The 16,763-nt window shown below is 71.5% G+C and carries 17 protein-coding genes and 1 pseudogene; 10 read left to right on the forward strand and 8 right to left on the reverse strand.

Annotated elements, in window-relative coordinates:
• From AB0H32_RS11890 to AB0H32_RS11930, 9 genes are all read left to right on the forward strand, one after another.
• Positions 1–138: helix-turn-helix transcriptional regulator (locus AB0H32_RS11890; RefSeq protein ID WP_361118305.1), on the forward strand; the 138-nt coding region annotated here is incomplete at its 5' end.
• A gap of 149 nt (positions 139–287) precedes the next feature.
• Positions 288–1,697: a hypothetical protein gene (locus AB0H32_RS11895; protein WP_361118136.1), complete on the forward strand. Its 1,410-nt coding sequence runs from the start codon at positions 288–290 to the stop codon at positions 1,695–1,697.
• A 158-nt stretch (positions 1,698–1,855) separates the two neighbouring features.
• Positions 1,856–2,698 (forward strand): nitrilase-related carbon-nitrogen hydrolase, encoded by an 843-nt coding sequence (locus tag AB0H32_RS11900; protein ID WP_361118139.1) that lies wholly within the window; start codon positions 1,856–1,858, stop codon positions 2,696–2,698.
• Positions 2,695–3,978, forward strand: a complete 1,284-nt coding sequence (locus AB0H32_RS11905) for an aspartate aminotransferase family protein (protein WP_361118142.1) — start codon at positions 2,695–2,697, stop codon at positions 3,976–3,978. Before AB0H32_RS11900 ends, AB0H32_RS11905 begins: the two co-directional genes overlap by 4 nt.
• Before the next feature lie 60 nt (positions 3,979–4,038).
• Positions 4,039–5,637 carry a PucR family transcriptional regulator ligand-binding domain-containing protein gene (locus tag AB0H32_RS11910; protein ID WP_361118145.1) on the forward strand — a complete coding sequence of 533 codons (1,599 nt, stop codon included), beginning with the start codon at positions 4,039–4,041 and terminating at the stop codon, positions 5,635–5,637.
• Between the two features lie 154 nt (positions 5,638–5,791).
• Positions 5,792–6,634 (forward strand): nitrilase-related carbon-nitrogen hydrolase, encoded by an 843-nt coding sequence (locus AB0H32_RS11915; RefSeq protein ID WP_361118148.1) that lies wholly within the window; start codon positions 5,792–5,794, stop codon positions 6,632–6,634.
• Positions 6,635–6,749: 115 nt separating this feature from the next.
• On the forward strand, positions 6,750–8,153 hold the full coding sequence (gene hydA, locus AB0H32_RS11920) for a dihydropyrimidinase (RefSeq protein WP_361118150.1): 1,404 nt from the start codon (positions 6,750–6,752) through the stop codon (positions 8,151–8,153).
• Between the two features lie 11 nt (positions 8,154–8,164).
• Entirely contained in the window at positions 8,165–9,184 is a 1,020-nt protein-coding gene (locus AB0H32_RS11925) for a TIGR03842 family LLM class F420-dependent oxidoreductase (protein ID WP_361118153.1), read from the forward strand.
• 152 nt (positions 9,185–9,336) lie between these two features.
• On the forward strand, positions 9,337–10,875 hold the full coding sequence (locus AB0H32_RS11930) for an NCS1 family nucleobase:cation symporter-1 (RefSeq protein ID WP_361118156.1): 1,539 nt from the start codon (positions 9,337–9,339) through the stop codon (positions 10,873–10,875).
• Positions 10,876–10,957: 82 nt separating this feature from the next.
• Here AB0H32_RS11930 and AB0H32_RS11935 read toward each other — a convergent pair whose 3' ends face one another.
• Complete coding sequence (locus AB0H32_RS11935) at positions 10,958–11,434, reverse strand: DUF3515 family protein (RefSeq protein ID WP_361118159.1); 477 nt, start codon at positions 11,432–11,434, stop codon at positions 10,958–10,960.
• Positions 11,435–11,543: 109 nt separating this feature from the next.
• Here AB0H32_RS11935 and AB0H32_RS11940 point away from each other — a divergent pair, with 109 nt between their 5' ends.
• Positions 11,544–12,083 (forward strand): TlpA disulfide reductase family protein, encoded by a 540-nt coding sequence (locus AB0H32_RS11940; RefSeq protein ID WP_361118162.1) that lies wholly within the window; start codon positions 11,544–11,546, stop codon positions 12,081–12,083.
• Positions 12,084–12,102: 19 nt separating this feature from the next.
• On the opposite strand, the gene AB0H32_RS11945 is transcribed toward AB0H32_RS11940, so the two are convergent.
• The 7 genes and pseudogenes from AB0H32_RS11945 to AB0H32_RS11975 all read right to left on the reverse strand — a co-directional run.
• Positions 12,103–12,774, reverse strand: coding sequence for a hypothetical protein (locus AB0H32_RS11945; protein ID WP_361118164.1), 672 nt, complete (start codon positions 12,772–12,774; stop codon positions 12,103–12,105).
• 65 nt (positions 12,775–12,839) lie between these two features.
• Positions 12,840–13,430, reverse strand: a complete 591-nt coding sequence (locus AB0H32_RS11950; RefSeq protein WP_361118167.1) for a hypothetical protein — start codon at positions 13,428–13,430, stop codon at positions 12,840–12,842.
• A 24-nt stretch (positions 13,431–13,454) separates the two neighbouring features.
• On the reverse strand, positions 13,455–13,991 hold the full coding sequence (locus AB0H32_RS11955) for a hypothetical protein (protein WP_361118169.1): 537 nt from the start codon (positions 13,989–13,991) through the stop codon (positions 13,455–13,457).
• On the reverse strand, positions 13,969–15,192 hold the full coding sequence (locus tag AB0H32_RS11960; RefSeq protein ID WP_361118171.1) for a hypothetical protein: 1,224 nt from the start codon (positions 15,190–15,192) through the stop codon (positions 13,969–13,971). The genes AB0H32_RS11955 and AB0H32_RS11960 overlap by 23 nt, the downstream gene beginning before the upstream one ends.
• A gap of 6 nt (positions 15,193–15,198) precedes the next feature.
• A complete protein-coding gene (locus AB0H32_RS11965) occupies positions 15,199–15,489 on the reverse strand; it encodes a DUF6317 family protein (RefSeq protein ID WP_361118174.1) in 291 nt (96 codons plus the stop codon).
• Positions 15,486–15,974, reverse strand: a complete 489-nt coding sequence (locus AB0H32_RS11970; RefSeq protein ID WP_361118177.1) for an SAV_915 family protein — start codon at positions 15,972–15,974, stop codon at positions 15,486–15,488. Before AB0H32_RS11970 ends, AB0H32_RS11965 begins: the two co-directional genes overlap by 4 nt.
• A 204-nt stretch (positions 15,975–16,178) precedes the next feature.
• Positions 16,179–16,706: pseudogene (locus tag AB0H32_RS11975) on the reverse strand (biotin/lipoate A/B protein ligase family protein); the annotation flags it as partial.
• Between the last annotated feature and the right edge of the window lie 57 nt (positions 16,707–16,763).

Below are 16,763 nucleotides of genomic sequence, written 5' to 3' on the forward strand. Positions count from 1 at the left end.
GTCTCGGCCGAGACGCTCCGCAAGATCGAGACCGGGAGGGCGCCCACGCCGGCGTTCTTCACGGTGGCCGCGCTGGCCGGGGTGCTCGGTCTGTCCATGGACGAGCTGGTCGCCCGGTGCGCGCTGGTGGGCGTCTGACGCACCCCCGGTGACCGGGGGCGCGCGCAACGGGCGGGATCCCGCCAAGAGCCCCTTGCACTCTGCTCGCAAACTGTGCGTAGCAAGCCCGTAACACAGCTGGTGTTGCCTACCGACCAAAGCACTGGCGGTCGGGCGGGAGTCGGGCGATGGCGGTGGATCAACTCCTCGGTCCGGTCCGGGAGTTCGCGAACTATCTGGACGGCCTGCTGGGGCGCCTGGATCAGGGCGGGGGCTGGTGCGGGGTCTTCTGGCAGCGTGACCCGGAGGGCATGCAGGCCTGTCTCGACGGCCGTGAGGTGCCGCCCTGGGACGTGCTGGAGGCGCTGCTGCAGGACCTCGCGGCGGCGTACGGCCCCGCCGCGGCCGAGGCGGAGAAGGAACGGGCCCGCACCCTGCACGCGGCCGCCGTCTCGGCGTACGACGCCCTGCCCGGCGCCCGGGACGCCCTCGACGACCGCCTCGGCGTCATGCTCCGCGAGCAGCGGTACGCCACCGAGCGCCAGGCCGAACTGAGCGGCCTGCTCACGGCGGCGACCTCCCGCGAGGAGGCCGACGCCCTCCGCGTCGACCTGGCCTGGGCCCGCGACGACCACGCCAGGGCGAGCGCCCGGTGTGCCGAACTCCGCCGGCGGATGGCGGAATCGGACCACAGGGCGGTGGTGATGCCGCTGCGCGAGGCGCCGGTCGCCGGCCGCGACGGACGGCCCGGCGGGTCCGCGGGCGGCCCCGACGCGTGGTTCTCCGCACCGGCCGCCGGGCAGGCCCCTCGGCCCGCCGCATCCCCCGCCGGTGAGGTCACCGCTCCGCCCGCCCCGCAGGCTGCCGCACCCGCGAAGCCCCGCAAGCGCCGTCGCGGCAGTGCGCGATTCGCGGGCATGGCCGAGGACGAGCGGGCGCCGGCCGTCGTGCCGCAGGCCGCGGCCGCGGCCGTGCCTGAGGCGCCCGCCGGGCGGCGCACGCCGCGAGGGGCCCGGTTCGCCGGGGCGGCGGAGGCCGTCGTGCAGGCGCAGGCGCCCGCGGCGGACGCCGGGGCGGGGGCGGCCGTCGTCGGTGCCGTCGAGAGGCTGGGGCGGTTGCGGGCGCAGGGGCGCACCGGCGAGGCGCATGCACTGCTGGTCGAGATCGCGCACTGGCCCGCCGCCCGCTTCCCGGTGCTCGCCGACGGGCTGCACCGCGCCGGGCTCGGCGCCGACTGGGCCACGCTGCTGTGGGAGGCCGCCTCGCTGCCCGCCGAGCGGCTGGTCGCCGCCGCCGACGCCCTGGAGGCGGCCGGAAGGGCCGCGGACGGGCTGCAGATGCTGCGGCAGGGCGTCGCGCGGCCGGCCGCGGAGATCGGCGCCGCCGTCCTCGGGCTGGACGGCGAGGGCCGGGCGAGGGAGGTGCACGCCCTGCTGGACGCCTATGTCCGCGTCCGCACCCCCGAGGAGGCCGCCCGCAGCGTCGCCGCCGATCCCGGCCGCCTCGTCCCGCTCCTCCTGGAAGCCGCCCGGGGCGTCTCGGAGGAACGCCACTGGGACCTGGTCCACGCCTTGCGGGTGGCCGGGTTCACCGCCTGACCCCCCGCGCCGATCACCCTAAGGAGTGTGAAACGCGATCGACTCCGCGGGTTGGCGACGATGGTCTTGGCAAGGGCCTCCATGAGGCTTACGTTCATGCCTCTACGGGCCGTTTCTACGGGCGTAGAGGCTCGGACGTCGCGTCGAAGGAGCAGCTCATGGCCAACGTCGTACGTGCCGCACTGGTCCAGGCCACATGGACCGGCGACACCGGGTCCATGGTGGCGAAACACGAGGAGCACGCCCGCGAGGCGGCCCGCAGGGGCGCACAGGTCATCGGATTCCAGGAAGTCTTCAACGCCCCCTACTTCTGCCAGGTCCAGGAACCGGAGCACTACCGCTGGGCCGAGCCGGTGCCCGACGGTCCGACGGTGCGCCGAATGCAGGAACTCGCCCGCGAGACCGGCATGGTGATCGTCGTTCCCGTCTTCGAGATCGAGCAGTCCGGCTTCTACTACAACACCGCCGCCGTCGTCGACGCCGACGGCACCTACCTCGGCAAGTACCGCAAGCACCACATCCCGCAGGTCAAGGGCTTCTGGGAGAAGTACTACTTCAAGCCCGGCAACCTGGGATGGCCGGTGTTCGACACGGCCGTCGGCAAGGTCGGCGTCTACATCTGCTACGACCGGCACTTCCCGGAGGGCTGGCGCCAACTAGGACTGAACGGAGCCCAGTTGGTCTACAACCCCTCGGCCACCCACCGCGGGCTGTCCTCCTACCTGTGGCAGCTGGAGCAGCCCGCCGCGGCGGTCGCCAACGAGTACTTCATCGCCGCCATCAACCGGGTCGGCCAGGAGGAGTACGGGGACAACGACTTCTACGGCACCTCGTACTTCGTCGACCCGCGCGGGCAGTTCGTCGGCGACGTCGCCAGCGACAAGGCCGAGGAACTCCTCGTCCGCGACCTGGACTTCGACCTCATCGAGCAGGTGCGGCAGCAGTGGGCCTTCTACCGCGACCGCCGTCCCGACGCCTACGAAGGGCTGGTGCAGCCGTGAACGACCTCTACTCCCGCCACCGCAGCGTCCTTCCCGACTGGCTCGCCCTCTACTACGACGAGCCGCTGGAGATCACCCACGGCGAGGGCCGCCACGTCTGGGACTCCGCGGGCAACAGGTACCTGGACTTCTTCGGCGGCATCCTGACCACGATGACCGCACACGCCCTGCCCGAGGTGACCAAGGCGGTCGGCGAGCAGGCCGGGCGGATCATCCACTCCTCGACGCTCTACCTCAACCGGCCGATGGTCGAGATGGCCGAGCGCGTCGCCCAGGTGAGCGGCATCCCGGACGCCCGGGTCTTCTTCACCACCTCCGGCACCGAGGCCAACGACACCGCCCTGCTGCTGGCCACCGCCCACCGGCGCAGCAACACGGTCCTGGCCATGCGCAACAGCTACCACGGCCGCTCCTTCAGCACCGTCGGCATCACCGGCAACCGCAGCTGGTCCCCGACCTCGCTGTCCCCGCTGCAGACCCTCTACGTCCACGGCGGCGTCCGCACCCGCGGCCCGTACGCCGACCTGGACGACGACGCGTTCATCGACGCCTGCGTCGCGGACCTCAAGGACATCCTCGGCCACACCCGGCCGCCGGCCGCACTGATCGCCGAACCCATCCAGGGCGTGGGCGGGTTCACCTCGCCACCGGACGGACTGTACGCGGCGTTCCGCGAAGTGCTCCAGGAACACGGGATCCTGTGGATCGCCGACGAGGTGCAGACCGGCTGGGGCCGCACCGGCGAGCACTTCTGGGGCTGGCAGGCGCACGCCCGTAGCGGACCGCCGGACATCGTCACCTTCGCCAAGGGCATCGGCAACGGCACGTCCATCGGCGGGGTGATCGCCCGCGCCGAGATCATGAACTGCCTGGACGCCAACAGCATTTCGACGTTCGGCGGCACCCAGATCACCATGGCAGCCGGCCTCGCGAACCTCACCTACCTCCTCGAACACGACCTGCAGGGCAACGCCCGCCGCGTCGGGGGCCTGCTCATCGAGCGGCTGCGCGCCGTCACCGCCCAGCTGCCCGGGGTCCGCGAGGTGCGCGGCCGCGGCCTGATGATCGGCATCGAGCTGGTCAGGCCGGGGACGGACGAGGCCGACCCGCAGGCTGCCTCCGCGGTCCTGGAGGCGGCCCGCGAGGGCGGCCTGCTCATCGGCAAGGGGGGCGGCCACAACACCAGCGCCCTGCGCATCGCCCCGCCGCTGTCGCTGACCGTCGCGGAGGCCGAGGAGGGCGCGTCGATCCTCGAACGCGCGCTGCGCAGCGCCTGCTAGCGGCGCGGACGGGAGCGGAACCAGCTTGAGCAGCACGTACCAGAGAGCAGGTGCACGGCCATGACCACCACCGGGCAGACCCGCCACACCGGCTGGCAGACGCTCGAACCGGCCCTGTCCGTACGCCAGGTGCTGACCCTGGAGCGGGTGCAGGCCGGGGAGCCCGAGGTGGTGGCCGGGGCCGGGCAGCTGGACCGGCCGGTGCGCTGGGTCCACGTCGCCGAGGCCGCCGACGTCGGAGTGATGCTCAGCGGCGGCGAGATGGTGCTCACCACCGGTGTGCTCCTCGCCGGCGACGAGGCCGGGCAGGCCGAGTACATCCAGTCCCTGCACCGGGCGGAGGCCGCGGCCGTCGTCCTCGGCCTCGGGCGGGCGTTCCCCGCACCGCCCGAGGTGATGCGCCGGGCCGCCGAGCGGTGCGGGCTGCCCCTGGTCGTCCTGCACCGGCCCTTCCCCTTCGCCGAGCTGACGGAGGAGGTCCAGTCCCGGCTGGTACGGCGGAAGTTCGCCGCCGTCAGCCTGTCGGAGACCGTACGGACCGCACTCACCGGGCTGATCACCGCGGGCGCACCGCTCGGGCACCTGCTCGACGAGGTCGCCCAGCACAGCGGCTGCCCGGTGGTCGTCACCAACCTCGCCCACCGGGTCCTCGCCACGGCGGGGGAGCGGCCGGCCGTGGACGACGTGCTGCGCGACTGGGAACGCATCGCCCGGCAGGCCGGCGGCCGCGAGGGCGACGGCTGGATCCGTGCCGAACTGGGCGGCCGCGGGGAGCGGTGGGGCGAGCTGCTGCTGTGCGGATACCGGGGCGACACCGCGACCGGGCGGCTGCTCGCCGACCGGGCCGCCGAGGCCCTCGTCCTGCACCGCATGCTCGGCGGCCACTCCTCGCACACCTGGGAGGAGCAGTCCGCGCAGAGCCTGTTGACCGACCTGGTGTCCGGGGTCGTACCGGCCCGGCAGCTGCTGCCGAGGGCGCGCGCGGCCGGACTCCCCGTCAACCGGCGGACCTTCGTGCCCCTCGTCGTTCCCGGCGGGGATCCGGCCCAACTGGACCGGGTGCTGCGCATGCTGGGGCTGCCCGGGGTGGTCGCCGAGCTGGCGGACGGTGCCACCGCCGTCCTGCTGAGCCTCGCCCGCGACCAGCAGGCCGAGGCACTCACCGCGCACTTCGCGGCGCGGCTGCGCGCCGAGACCGGGCTGCCGGCCACGGTGGTCGCCGCCGCCGACGCACGCACCGGCTGGGACGACGTGCCCGCGGGGCTGCGGGAGGCGCAGCATGTCGCCGACGCCGTGGCCGCCCCCCTCGCCGATGAGCAGGCCGCCCTCGCCCTGCCGGCCGTCGTCCGGCTGCGCGACGTCCATCTGCGCGGCCTGATCCGGCTGCTCAGGGACGATCCGCACGTGCAGTCCTTCGCCGAGCGAGAGCTGGACGGACTGCTGTGCGGCGAGGACCAGGAGCTGCTGAACGTACTGCGCACCTATCTGGCGACCGGCCGCAACAAGTCCCGCACCGCCCAGCTCCACCACGTCTCCCGCCCCGCCCTCTACCGCCGCATGGAGGCGATACAGACCCGGCTGGGCATCGACCTCGACGACTTCGAGCAAGCGGCCTCCGTGCACATCGCGCTCCTCGCGCATGACGCGCAACAGGGGTGAAACATGCCACGACCTGGGAAAACGGCGGTGAAACATGGCCTCGCGACACGTGACACGGTGGCACGCCAAGCGCCCGCAAGCGTGACACGCTGCCACTCAAACGGTCCTTGCGGACTTCCTAGGCTCACCGCACACCGAGCTACCGGAGGTCCCGATGAGCCGAGTGATCCGTGCCGCCCTGTTCCAGACCGCCTGGACCGGCGACAAGGAATCCATGATCCAGGTCCACGAGCAGGCGGCCCGCGACGCGGCCGCACAGGGCGCCCAGGTCCTGTGCTTCCAGGAGCTGTTCTACGGCCCCTACTTCTGCCAGGTCCAGGACAAGGCCTTCTACGAGTACGCCGAGCAGATCCCGGACGGCCCCACCGTCAAGCGCTTCCAGGCGCTCGCGAAGGAACTCGGCCTCGTCCTCGTGCTGCCCATGTACGAGGAGGAGCAGCCGGGCGTCCTCTACAACACCGCGGCCGTGATCGACGCGGACGGCTCCTACCTCGGCAAGTACCGCAAGACCCACATCCCGCAAGTGCAGGGATTCTGGGAGAAGTTCTACTTCCGCCCCGGCAACAGCGGCTGGCCCGTCTTCGACACGGCCGTCGGGCGGATCGGCGTCTACATCTGCTACGACCGCCACTTCCCGGAGGGCTGGCGGGCGCTCGGCCTCGCCGGAGCCGAGATCGTCTTCAACCCGTCGGCCACTTCGCGCGGCCTGTCCCGGTACCTGTGGCAGCTGGAGCAGCCGGCGGCGGCCGCCGCCAACGAGTACTTCGTGGGCGCGATCAACCGGGTCGGCGTGGAGGACCTCGGCGACAACGACTTCTACGGCACCACGTACTTCGTGGACCCGGAGGCCCAGTTCGTCGGCGAAGTGGCGAGCGACAAGGAGACCGAACTCGTCGTCCGAGACCTCGACCTGGCCAAACTCCGCGAGGTCCGCGACCGCTGGCAGTTCTACCGCGACCGCGCCCCGGGGGCCTACGGACCGCTGACCGCTCCGTAGGAACGCCGGTGCCGACAGCGCGCCGACAGGGGCGCGGGGCTGTGCTCGATCTGCGGCTACCGCCGCGCGGGCGCGACCAGCCACACACGACCCGCACACACCCAGGAGAGGCACCATGAGCAGCCGCACTCTCATCCGCGGTGGTCTCGTCATCACCGCGTCCGACGAGATCCACGCCGACGTCCTGATCGAGGACGGCCGCATCTCCGCCCTCGCCGCCTCGGGCACACCCGCTGCCGAGGCGTTCACCGCCGAGCGGGAAATCGACGCCACCGGGAAGTACGTCATCCCGGGCGGCGTCGACGCCCACACCCACATGGAGCTGCCGTTCGGCGGCACCTTCGCCTCCGACACCTTCGAGACCGGCACCCGGGCGGCCGCCTGGGGCGGGACGACCACCATCGTCGACTTCGCCGTGCAGAGCGTCGGCCACACCCTGCGCGAGGGCCTGGACGCCTGGCACGCCAAGGCCGAGGGCAACTGCGCGATCGACTACGGCTTCCACATGATCGTCTCCGATGTGAACCAGGAGACGCTCAAGGAGATGGACCTGCTGGTCGAGGAGGGCGTCACCAGCTTCAAGCAGTTCATGGCCTACCCGGGCGTCTTCTACTCCGACGACGGCCAGATCCTGCGGGCCATGCAGCGCTCCGCCGACAACGGCGGCCTGATCATGATGCACGCCGAGAACGGCATCGCGATCGACGTCCTGGTCGAGCAGGCGCTGGCCCGCGGTGAGACCGACCCCCGCTACCACGGGGAGGTCCGAAAGGCCCTGCTGGAGGCCGAGGCCACCCACCGCGCCATCCGGCTCGCGCAGGTCGCCGGAGCGCCCCTGTACGTCGTGCACGTCTCGGCCATGGAGGCGGTGGCAGAGCTGGCACGGGCCCGCGACGAGGGACTGAACGTCTTCGGGGAGACCTGCCCGCAGTACCTGTTCCTGTCCACCGACAACCTCGCCGAGCCGGACTTCGAGGGCGCCAAGTACGTGTGCAGCACGCCCCTGCGGCCCAAGGAGCACCAGGCCAGGCTGTGGCAGGGCCTGCGCACCAACGACCTCCAGGTGGTCTCCACCGACCACTGCCCCTTCTGCTTCGTGGGCCAGAAGGAGCTGGGCCGCGGCGACTTCTCCAAGATCCCCAACGGCCTCCCGGGCGTCGAGAACCGGATGGACCTGCTCCACCAGGCCGTCGTCGACGGGCACATCTCCCGCCGCCGCTGGATCGAGATCGCCTGCGCCACCCCGGCCCGGATGTTCGGCATGTACCCGAAGAAGGGCACCATCACCCCGGGCGCGGACGCCGACGTCGTCATCTACGACCCGCACGCCGAGCAGGTCATGTCCGCGACGACGCACCACATGAACGTCGACTACTCGGCGTACGAGGGCAGGCGGACCACCGGCCGGGTCGAGACCGTGCTCTCGCGCGGCGAACCCGTCATCACCGAGCGGGAGTACACCGGACACGCCGGCCACGGCGCCTACACTCCGCGCTCCACCTGTCAGTACCTCAACTAGGAGTGGCGCCCATGGACTTCGGACTCGTCCTGCAGACCGACCCGCCGGCCTCCCATGTCATCAGCCTGATGAAGCGGGCCGAGCGCAACGGCTTCACCTACGGCTGGACCTTCGACTCCGCCGTGCTGTGGCAGGAGCCGTTCGTGATCTACAGTCAGATCCTCTCCAACACCTCGAAGCTGACGGTCGGCCCGATGGTCACCAACCCGGGCACCCGCACCTGGGAGGTCACCGCCTCCACCTTCGCCACCCTCAACGACATGTTCGGCAACCGCACCGTCTGCGGCATCGGCCGCGGCGACTCCGCGATGCGCGTCGCGGGCCGCAAGCCGAACACCCTGGCCCGGATCAGCGAGGCCATGAAGGTCATCCGCGCGCTGGGCCGGGGCGAGGAGGCAGACCTCGGTGGCACGGTCGTCAGGTTCCCGTGGATCAAGCCGGGCGCCGAGGTCCCCGTGTGGATGGCCGCGTACGGTCCCAAGGCCCTGAAGATGACCGGAGAGGAGGCCGACGGGTTCATCCTCCAGCTGTCGGACCTGTACCTCACCGAGTACATGGTGAAAGCCGTGAAGGACGCGGCCGTCGCCGCCGGCCGTGACCCCTCCGAGGTGAAGATCTGCGTCGCCGCCCCGGCGTACGTCACCGCGGACGACTCGCCCGAGGCGCTCGCCCACGCGCGCGATCAGTGCCGGTGGTTCGGCGGCATGGTCGGCAACCATGTGGCCGACCTGGTAGCCAAGTACGGCGAGCACTCCGCCCAGGTCCCCGACGAACTCACCGACTACATCAAGGCCCGCGAGGGGTACGACTACTCCCACCACGGCCGCAGCGGAAACCCCGACACCGAGTTCGTGCCGGACGAGATCGTCGAACGGTTCTGCATCATCGGGCCGCCCGAGAAGCACATCGAGAAACTCCACGCGCTGCGCGAGCTGGGCGTCGACCAGTTCGCGGTGTACGACATGCACGACGCCCAGGAGGCCACCATCGACGCCTACGGCACGACGGTGATCCCGGCCCTCAACTCCTGAACCACAGCACACCGGTTGATCGATCTCCCCCTTCCCGCCGTCCCGGGAAGGGGGCCCAGGGCGCTTTCCCCTCTCCCGAGGCCGGGGCGCACCCCCCTCGTCGCCACCCGCACGGCCTCTCCCCGTCCCACCCCTTCTCGATTGGCCTGCTCATGACCGACACCGCTCCCACGGCCATACCGCCGACCGCCCAAGTCACCCTCGCCGACGGCCGGGTGGAGATCGCCCCCGGTTCGCCGCAGCCCAGCGGCCCCTACGCCAACGCGGACCTGCTCCCGGTCCCCGCGGCCAAGCGCACCTGGACGACGTACAACTTCTCCGCACTGTGGGTCGGCATGGCCCACAACACCGCCTCCTGGACCCTCGCCTCCGGGCTGATCGCGGTGGGCATGGACTGGAAGCAGGCGGTGTTCACCATCGCCCTCGCCAACCTGATCGTGCTGGTGCCGATGCTGCTCACCGGGCACGCCGGACCCAAGTACGGCATCCCCTTCCCGGTCTTCGCCCGCGCCTCCTTCGGAGTGCGCGGCGCCAACCTGCCCGCGGTCGTACGGGCCCTGGTGGCCTGCGGCTGGTTCGGCATCCAGACCTGGATCGGCGGCGAGGCCATCTACTTCCTGGCCGGCAAGCTCATCGGGGACACCTGGGCGAACGCCTCGCACATCGGCGGCTACGCCTGGACCATGTGGCTCTCGTTCGCGATCTTCTGGGTGATCCAGGTCGCCATCATCTACCGGGGCATGGAGACCATCCGCCGCTTCGAGAACTGGGCGGCGCCCTTCGTGCTCGTCGGCGCGTTCGTGATGCTGTGGTGGATGAGCAGCAAGGCCGGCGGCCTCGGCCCGCTCTTCGACCAGCCCTCCAAGCTGGGCTGGGGCGGCGACTTCTGGAAGCTGTTCTGGCCCTCCTTGATGGGAATGATCGGCTTCTGGTCGACTCTGAGCCTGAACATTCCCGACTTCACCCGCTACGGCAGGAGCCAGAAGGCCCAGACCTGGGGCCAGGCCCTCGGCCTGCCGACCACGATGACCCTCTTCGCCTTCCTCTCCGTGCTCGTCACCTCCGGTTCGCAGGCGGTCTACGGCAAGCCGGTCTGGGACCCGGTACAGCTCGCCGCCAAGACGGACAACGTGGCCGGTCTGCTCTACGCCCTGGTCACCGTGCTGGTGGCCACCCTCTCCGTCAACATCGCGGCCAACCTGGTCTCCCCGGCCTTCGACTTCTCCAACGTCGCACCCCGCAGGATCAGTTTCCGCACCGGCGCCCTGATCACCTCGGTCCTCGCCGTGCTGATCTTCCCGTGGAAGCTGTACTCCGACCCGCAGGGCTACATCTTCACCTGGCTCGGCCTGGTCGGCGGCCTGCTCGGCACGGTCGCGGGCATCCTGGTCGCCGACTACTGGATCCTGCGCCGCACCCGTCTCGCCCTCGCCGACCTGTACCGCAGGGGCGGCCGCTACTGGTACGCGGGCGGCTGGAACTGGCGGGCGGTCGTCGCGTTCGTGGCCGGAGGCGTCCTGGCGATCGGCGGCGCCGACTTCCACCCCCTGATCGACGGCCGGCCCGTCCCCGCCCTCAAGCCTCTCGCCGACTACGGCTGGGCGGTGGGCCTCGGCACCTCGCTGGTGCTGTACCTGGCGCTGACGCTGCTGACCGGGCGGAAGGAGGCCGAGACGGCGCAGGCCGCCTGACCGAGGGCCGTCCGAACCAGGCCTCCTGGACGAGGGCCGCCCGAGTGGGCCGCCCCGGCGGACGGCAGCCGCCGGGGCCCCGCTACACGCAGTGCGACCGCTGAGCCATGGGCGCGACGGCCTTCGACAGGTCGAGCAGCACCGTGTCGACGGCCCGCACCCCGGGCGAGACGGTCACCTCCACGGCGGGGCTGCGCCCGTAGGACACGAGGACCTTCCTGCCCGCCCGCCGGGAACGGGCCTGTTCGATCAGCCAGTCCACGCCGTTCACGTTCACGCACGGGTCGGCCGACGGGCCCGGCGAGGTCACGCCGCACCGGGCTGTCACGGCGCCCCCGCCCCACGCCTCGGCGCCGGTCACGCCCACCCGTTCGCGCCGGTGGCCGTCGAGCCGTCCCGGCCAGCGCCCGGCCAGGCTCGTACACGCGGGTCCGGCCGCCCGCTCGGCCGCCCGCAGCCCGTGGTGCGGATCGCCGTCGGGCCGGCCCCACCTCGCCCAGCCGGTCACCGCCACCACGATCGCCAGCGCTCCGGCCCCGACCGCATACCGCACCCGCACTGCAGCCCCCGTGTCTCGTCGTTCCGGCGCCCGCCGGCGGTCGTCCCCGTCGGAACCTACAGCACCCCAAGATCCGTTCCGTACCCGGCTGTTGCCATACTCGTGCCTCGTGAAGAAGCGACCGTTGCTGTGGACCGCAGCCTGCCTGCTGCTGGCCTCCTGTCATGCCGGGATGGGCACCGCCGGCTCCGACGACAGGAGCGGGCCCGTTCCCGCCGCTCAGCGCAGGGCCGCGCCCGGCCTCGCCGGCGACAGTCTGGACGGCAAGCCCCTGCGGCTGTCCGACTATCGCGGCAAGGTCGTCGTACTCAACGCATGGGCCTCCTACTGCGGGCCCTGCCGGGCCGAGGCGCCCGAACTGAACTCGGCCCAGAAACACCTCGCCGCCAAGGGGGTTCGGTTCCTCGGGCTGAACGCCGACACGGACACCGCCGGCGGCCGGGCCTTCCAGCAGGACCACCGGCTCGCCTACCCCAGCTTCAGCGACCCCTCCGGCCGCCAGATGCTGAAGTTCCCCAGGGGGTCGGTGCCGCAGGGCGTGCCCTTCACGGTCGTCATCGACAGCCGGGGCCGGATGGCGAGCGTCCACACCGGCATGATCACGGAGAAGGAACTGCGCGACCTGGTCCTGCCGCTGACCCGTACCTGACGGAACGTCAGCCGAACCGTCAGCCGGATGCGCCGCCCTGCAGGGCGGCCACGGCGGCCTTGGCGGCCTGGATCGCGCCCTTGTTGATCTCGTCCGTGTCCGGAGCCTTCTTCGTGTCGAAGTCGCTGCCGTTGTAGGTGACGATCACGAGGGCGTTGGAGACACGGGCCATCACCACGCCCTCGCGGGTCTGCTGCTTGTCCTCCGTGGTGAGGTTCACGACGGAGTAGCCGGTGTCGCCGAGCCCCGGAACGGGGCCGCCGCCGCTCTTCTCGGCGACGCGCTGCTCGTACTCCTTCTTCGCCGACTCGTCCGAGTCGGCGAGCTCGAAGGAGACGTCCAGCCAGCGGTAGGAGTAGCCCTTCAGGGCGTTCCAGGAGCAGGTGCGGCGCAGCTTGACGTCCGTCGAGGGAATCTCCTTGCCCGCCGCCTTGGCCCCGGGCACCAGGGACTTGAGCGTCGCCGCGGGCACACTGCCGCAGGGAGCGGGCACCGCGCCGTACGTCTTCGACACCTGGGTGGAGGACGGCGCGGAGGCCGACCGGGTGGGTGTCGTCTGCCCGGCCGTCCGGTGGCCGTCGGCGGAGGGCTTGGCAGCGGGGCCCGACGTCAGCGCCCAGCCGGCGCAGGCCAGCACGGCGACGGGCGTCAGACGCGCGGTGAGGGCGAGCGGCAGAGGAAGAGAACGCACGGCGCACTTCTCGTGGGGGAGGGGGGTGCGGAAAGGGGTCCGCATGGTGGACGGGGACGACAGTGTCACATGCCTGCCTGTGGGGCGGAAGGGTGAACTCGCTCCGTGCCCGGCCGGTCACGGCGACGCGTTCGCGACGTACGTATCTGCCCGTTATGTTCCTCGATCCAGCGCCGGGAGCCGACTTCGCCGGGATACTCGCGGACGGTCAGCGCGGCGGCGAACCACCCGACACCCCACGCGGCGACCGCGGGCAGGACCGGGGCGGCGAGCAGCAAGGGGATGAGGCCGGCACGGGACCAGTACCCGGCATGCGTGGCCTCGGCGCGCTTGGCCGCACGGAACGCGTCGGGCGCGGGCGGGTCCAGCAGTTGCCCGCGCAGATCCCGGCGCTGCTTGACCCATCCCCATGCGAGGGTCGCACAGGAGACGATCACCTGCGTCACGTCCCAGCCCCGGCGCACACCGGCCGGAAGGTCGCTGCGGGGGACCCCCGGATACAGACGGAGCGCGATGCAGCAGAAGAAGGCCAGGACGGTGAGGAGGAAGAGGGCGCCGCCGGCGCGGCGCAGCCAGTGGCGCGCACCGCGTTCGTACCAGGTGGTGCCGAGCCCCGGCAGGGACGGGATGCCGGCGGGCGTGCTGCTCGGTGTCATGGTGCGGTGGCGTGCTGCTCGGTGTCATGGTGCGGTGGCGTGCTCCTCGAGCCAGCGGCGGGCGCCGACTTCGCTGGGGTACTCCCGGACCGTCAGCCAGGCGGCCAGCCAGCCGATGATCCAGGCGGCGAACGCCGGCATGACGGGAGCAGCGATCAGCACCAGCCCGCGGCCCAGGGCGATCCGGCCCGGCACACGGCTGTCGTGGTCGCGTTTGGCCCGGAGGGTCTGGCCGGGAGTGGGGGGATCCACAAGCGCCTCGCGGTGGCCCCGGCGCTGTGACATCCAGCCCCACACCAAGGTGACGGCGGACGCGGCCACCTGCACACCGTCCCACACGACACGCACGGTGGACGGCAGTTCGTCGCGCACCCCCGAGTACAGGCCCACCGCGAAGAAGCAGAACATGGCCATCACGAGGACCATGGCGGCGGTCGTGCGGGCGCGGCACAGCCAGTAGCGGGTGCCGCGCTCGTACCAGGTCCTGCCCAGCTTCGGCAGGGCGGGAATGGGGACGGAGAATCCGGGGGCGGGCACCTCAGAAGATGCTCGTGACGCCATGCCATACGTCCTTTCCCAACCTCCCGAGGTCCTCCCCGGTCTCCTTCAGCACATGGCCACTGCCCACCGCCACACCGCCGAGCACACCGTGGTCGTGGATGTCCTCGCTCCAGTGCTCGTGCAGGGAGTGGTCGATGACGCTGGTCGTGACGACCACTGCCCCCACCCCCACCGCGGCGACCGCGACGGCCGGTGCCTCGGCCGGCAGCAGCGCCGCCGCGACCGCGGTGCCCGCGACCAGACCGCCGACGTTGGCGGTCCCGTCGACGGCGATGGAGTGCTGCCAGGACCAGCCCTTGTCGTGGTCGTCCTTCGCCTCGATCAGACCGCAGGCGCCGGCCGCGGCGACGTCCAGGACGGGCAGCTCCTTGAGGACGTCCGGCAGCGCCTCCAGACCCTTGCCCATGCGCAGCGCGTCGGCCGCGTCGGCCATCTTGACGTTCAGGGCACGGTCGTAGGGCAGCTTGGTGCTGCCGTTGTCGGCGCGGGCGATGTCCTCCTCCAGCGCGTCGACCTTGGTGACCGCGTCGCGGTAGGCGCTCTTGGCGGGCAGGTCGGCGGGCATCTTGCGGCCCTGCTGCTGGAACACCTTGCGCTCGGCGCGCAGCTTCTTCTTGGCGTCCAGCGCCTCGGCCTTGGCCGCGTCCAAATGCTTGCGGGCCTCGATACCGCCCGCCCGGGCGTCCTCGGCGTCGTACGCGTACAGGCCGCGCAGTGCGTCGTACAGGGTGGTCTTGTCGCCCGGCGAGACCGAGCCGTCCTTCGACGTCACCTTGTCGTACAGCCCCTGCAACTGCTGCGCCGCCACCAGCCGCGCGTGCTGGGCGGTGTGCAGGATCTCGTCACGCGCCTTGTTGTACTCCTTCATGTCGGGATCCGCCGCCGCACCCTTGCGGGTCGCGATGTGGTGCGCGTTCTGCAGGGACGTGTTGCACGTGGACAGCGCGTCGGCCAGCGTCTCCAGGATCTCGCCCGCCGCGTGCACCAGTTCGGCGAAACCGCCGGCGGCCAGCGCGTCCTCGCTCCACTTGCCGCGGAAGGTCTCGGCCGCGTCGCCCTGCCAGCTCGCGTCGCCGACCAGTTTCTCGACGGCGCCGCTGAGCGGCTTGACCACCCCGTCGAGCTTGTCCTTGGCGTTCTTGTACGTCTCGGCCATCGTGCGCAGTCCGTCGATGTCGCCGCCGACCCAGCTGTCACCCATCAGCTCTCACCCCATCAGGTCTTCGAAGACACCGTGGACGTCCACGTCGTGCCGGTGGAAGGAGTCCCGCGCGTACGCGACCTTGTCCCCGTGGTCGTCGATCCGGTCGGCCATGCCGATGTGCAGGGAGACGATGAGGTCCGCGACCTCCTTGATGGCCGAGTCGAGCCCCGGGTCGCCGCCGCTGACCACGGGCGGTGCCACGTCGGGGTGCAACTTCCGGTAGTCACCGGCCTGTTCGTGGAAGGTCTTCGCCATGGTGGCGAGGTCGTCGTAGACCGCCTTGAAGTCGCTCACCGGCGTACCTCCCGCACGTAGGCGGCCAGATCGGCCGGCTGCCAGTTGGGCTCTCCCTGAGCGACCAGCGGGTCCAGCAGGACCGTGACGCCCTGGTCGCGCACGCCTTCGGCCAGCGGGCCGAGCGAGCTGGCGGCCCACGGCTGTGCTTCGCCGAGCGCGTCGACCAGCTTCTCCAGCGTGGTGAACGCGAAGGCCACGGCGCCGTGCGCGGGATGCTCGAACAGCTCGAACACGACGAAGGGCACGCGCGCGGGGCGGCCGTCCGTGCCGGTTCCGGCGACGGACCTCGGATGCGCCGGGACGAACACCGGCGTGTGGTACGCGGGCACACCCGGCTTGGGACGGGGCCGGTCGTCCGCGGCCGGGCCCGGAGGCGGAGCCGCCTCCACGAGGTCCAGCAGATGCGAGCGACGCGGTTCCTGCTTCGGGACCTCGCGTCCCGGTGGATCCGGCTCCGCGAAATCGAGCAGGCGTGAATGCATCGGCGCCCCCACCGCCGTCACCTCTTCCCCGTGGTTGTCGTGGCCGATCGGGCCCGACCACGGTAGCCAGCGGTCAACGGGGCAAATCCGGCTTTGTCGGGGCGGTGCTCCGGGTGTACACGGAACTCATACGTCCCCTTGGCCCGGGCCAGGGCAATGCTTGACCCGTTGCTGAACCGGTGCCGTCCGCGAGACCGGCCGCCACGGCACTCTCGCCGTCCACTGCGGGGAGGTGAACTCGGCGCGTGCCGGCTCCTCGGCGCGTGCCAGCTCCGCGTCGGTGACCTTGCCGTCCACCAGGCCGTACCGCGCGCGGAACGACTCGATCATCCGCTCGACGACGGCCTCGCGCGGCAGGCCCGTCTGCCGGCGCAGTGGATCGACCCGCTTCTTCGCGCTCCTGGTCCCCTTGTCGGAGAGCTTCTCCCCGGCCGATCCGCAGCACCTCGAGCATCTTGCCGGCGTCGATGTCGTACGACATGGTCACGTGGTGCAGAACGGCACCCGGCCCGCCGTCCTCGCCCACGATCCGCTTCTGCGCCGGCCCGCGATCTTGCCCTGGTCGGTGGCGATGTCGTTCAGCGGCTGGCACCAGGCGCGGATCCCCATCTCACCGAGGGCGCCGAGCACCCAGTCGTCCAGGTAGGCGTAGCTGTCCTGGAAGGACGGCCCCTGGACCAGCGACTGCGGCACCGACAGCCAGTACGTGATCGTGTCGCCGGGCTCCACGAAGGTCGGAGGCGGAAGACACTACGAGCCGGCGTGATCACGGGCATGGGCCTACTCGCC

It is taken from the genome of Streptomyces sp. NPDC020362 (assembly GCF_040642095.1).
Lineage (GTDB): Bacteria > Actinomycetota > Actinomycetes > Streptomycetales > Streptomycetaceae > Streptomyces.

Coding starts and splice junctions, on each gene's coding strand:
- AB0H32_RS11915 (WP_361118148.1), top strand. CDS start 5,792: ATGAGCCGAGTGATCCGTGCCGCCCTGTTCCAGACCGCCTGGACCGGC.
- AB0H32_RS11910 (WP_361118145.1), top strand. CDS start 4,039: ATGACCACCACCGGGCAGACCCGCCACACCGGCTGGCAGACGCTCGAA.
- hydA (WP_361118150.1), top strand. CDS start 6,750: ATGAGCAGCCGCACTCTCATCCGCGGTGGTCTCGTCATCACCGCGTCC.
- AB0H32_RS11925 (WP_361118153.1), top strand. CDS start 8,165: ATGGACTTCGGACTCGTCCTGCAGACCGACCCGCCGGCCTCCCATGTC.
- AB0H32_RS11960 (WP_361118171.1), bottom strand. CDS start 15,192: ATGGGTGACAGCTGGGTCGGCGGCGACATCGACGGACTGCGCACGATG.
- AB0H32_RS11950 (WP_361118167.1), bottom strand. CDS start 13,430: ATGACACCGAGCAGCACGCCCGCCGGCATCCCGTCCCTGCCGGGGCTC.
- AB0H32_RS11970 (WP_361118177.1), bottom strand. CDS start 15,974: ATGCATTCACGCCTGCTCGATTTCGCGGAGCCGGATCCACCGGGACGC.
- AB0H32_RS11900 (WP_361118139.1), top strand. CDS start 1,856: ATGGCCAACGTCGTACGTGCCGCACTGGTCCAGGCCACATGGACCGGC.
- AB0H32_RS11895 (WP_361118136.1), top strand. CDS start 288: ATGGCGGTGGATCAACTCCTCGGTCCGGTCCGGGAGTTCGCGAACTAT.
- AB0H32_RS11955 (WP_361118169.1), bottom strand. CDS start 13,991: ATGGCGTCACGAGCATCTTCTGAGGTGCCCGCCCCCGGATTCTCCGTC.
- AB0H32_RS11930 (WP_361118156.1), top strand. CDS start 9,337: ATGACCGACACCGCTCCCACGGCCATACCGCCGACCGCCCAAGTCACC.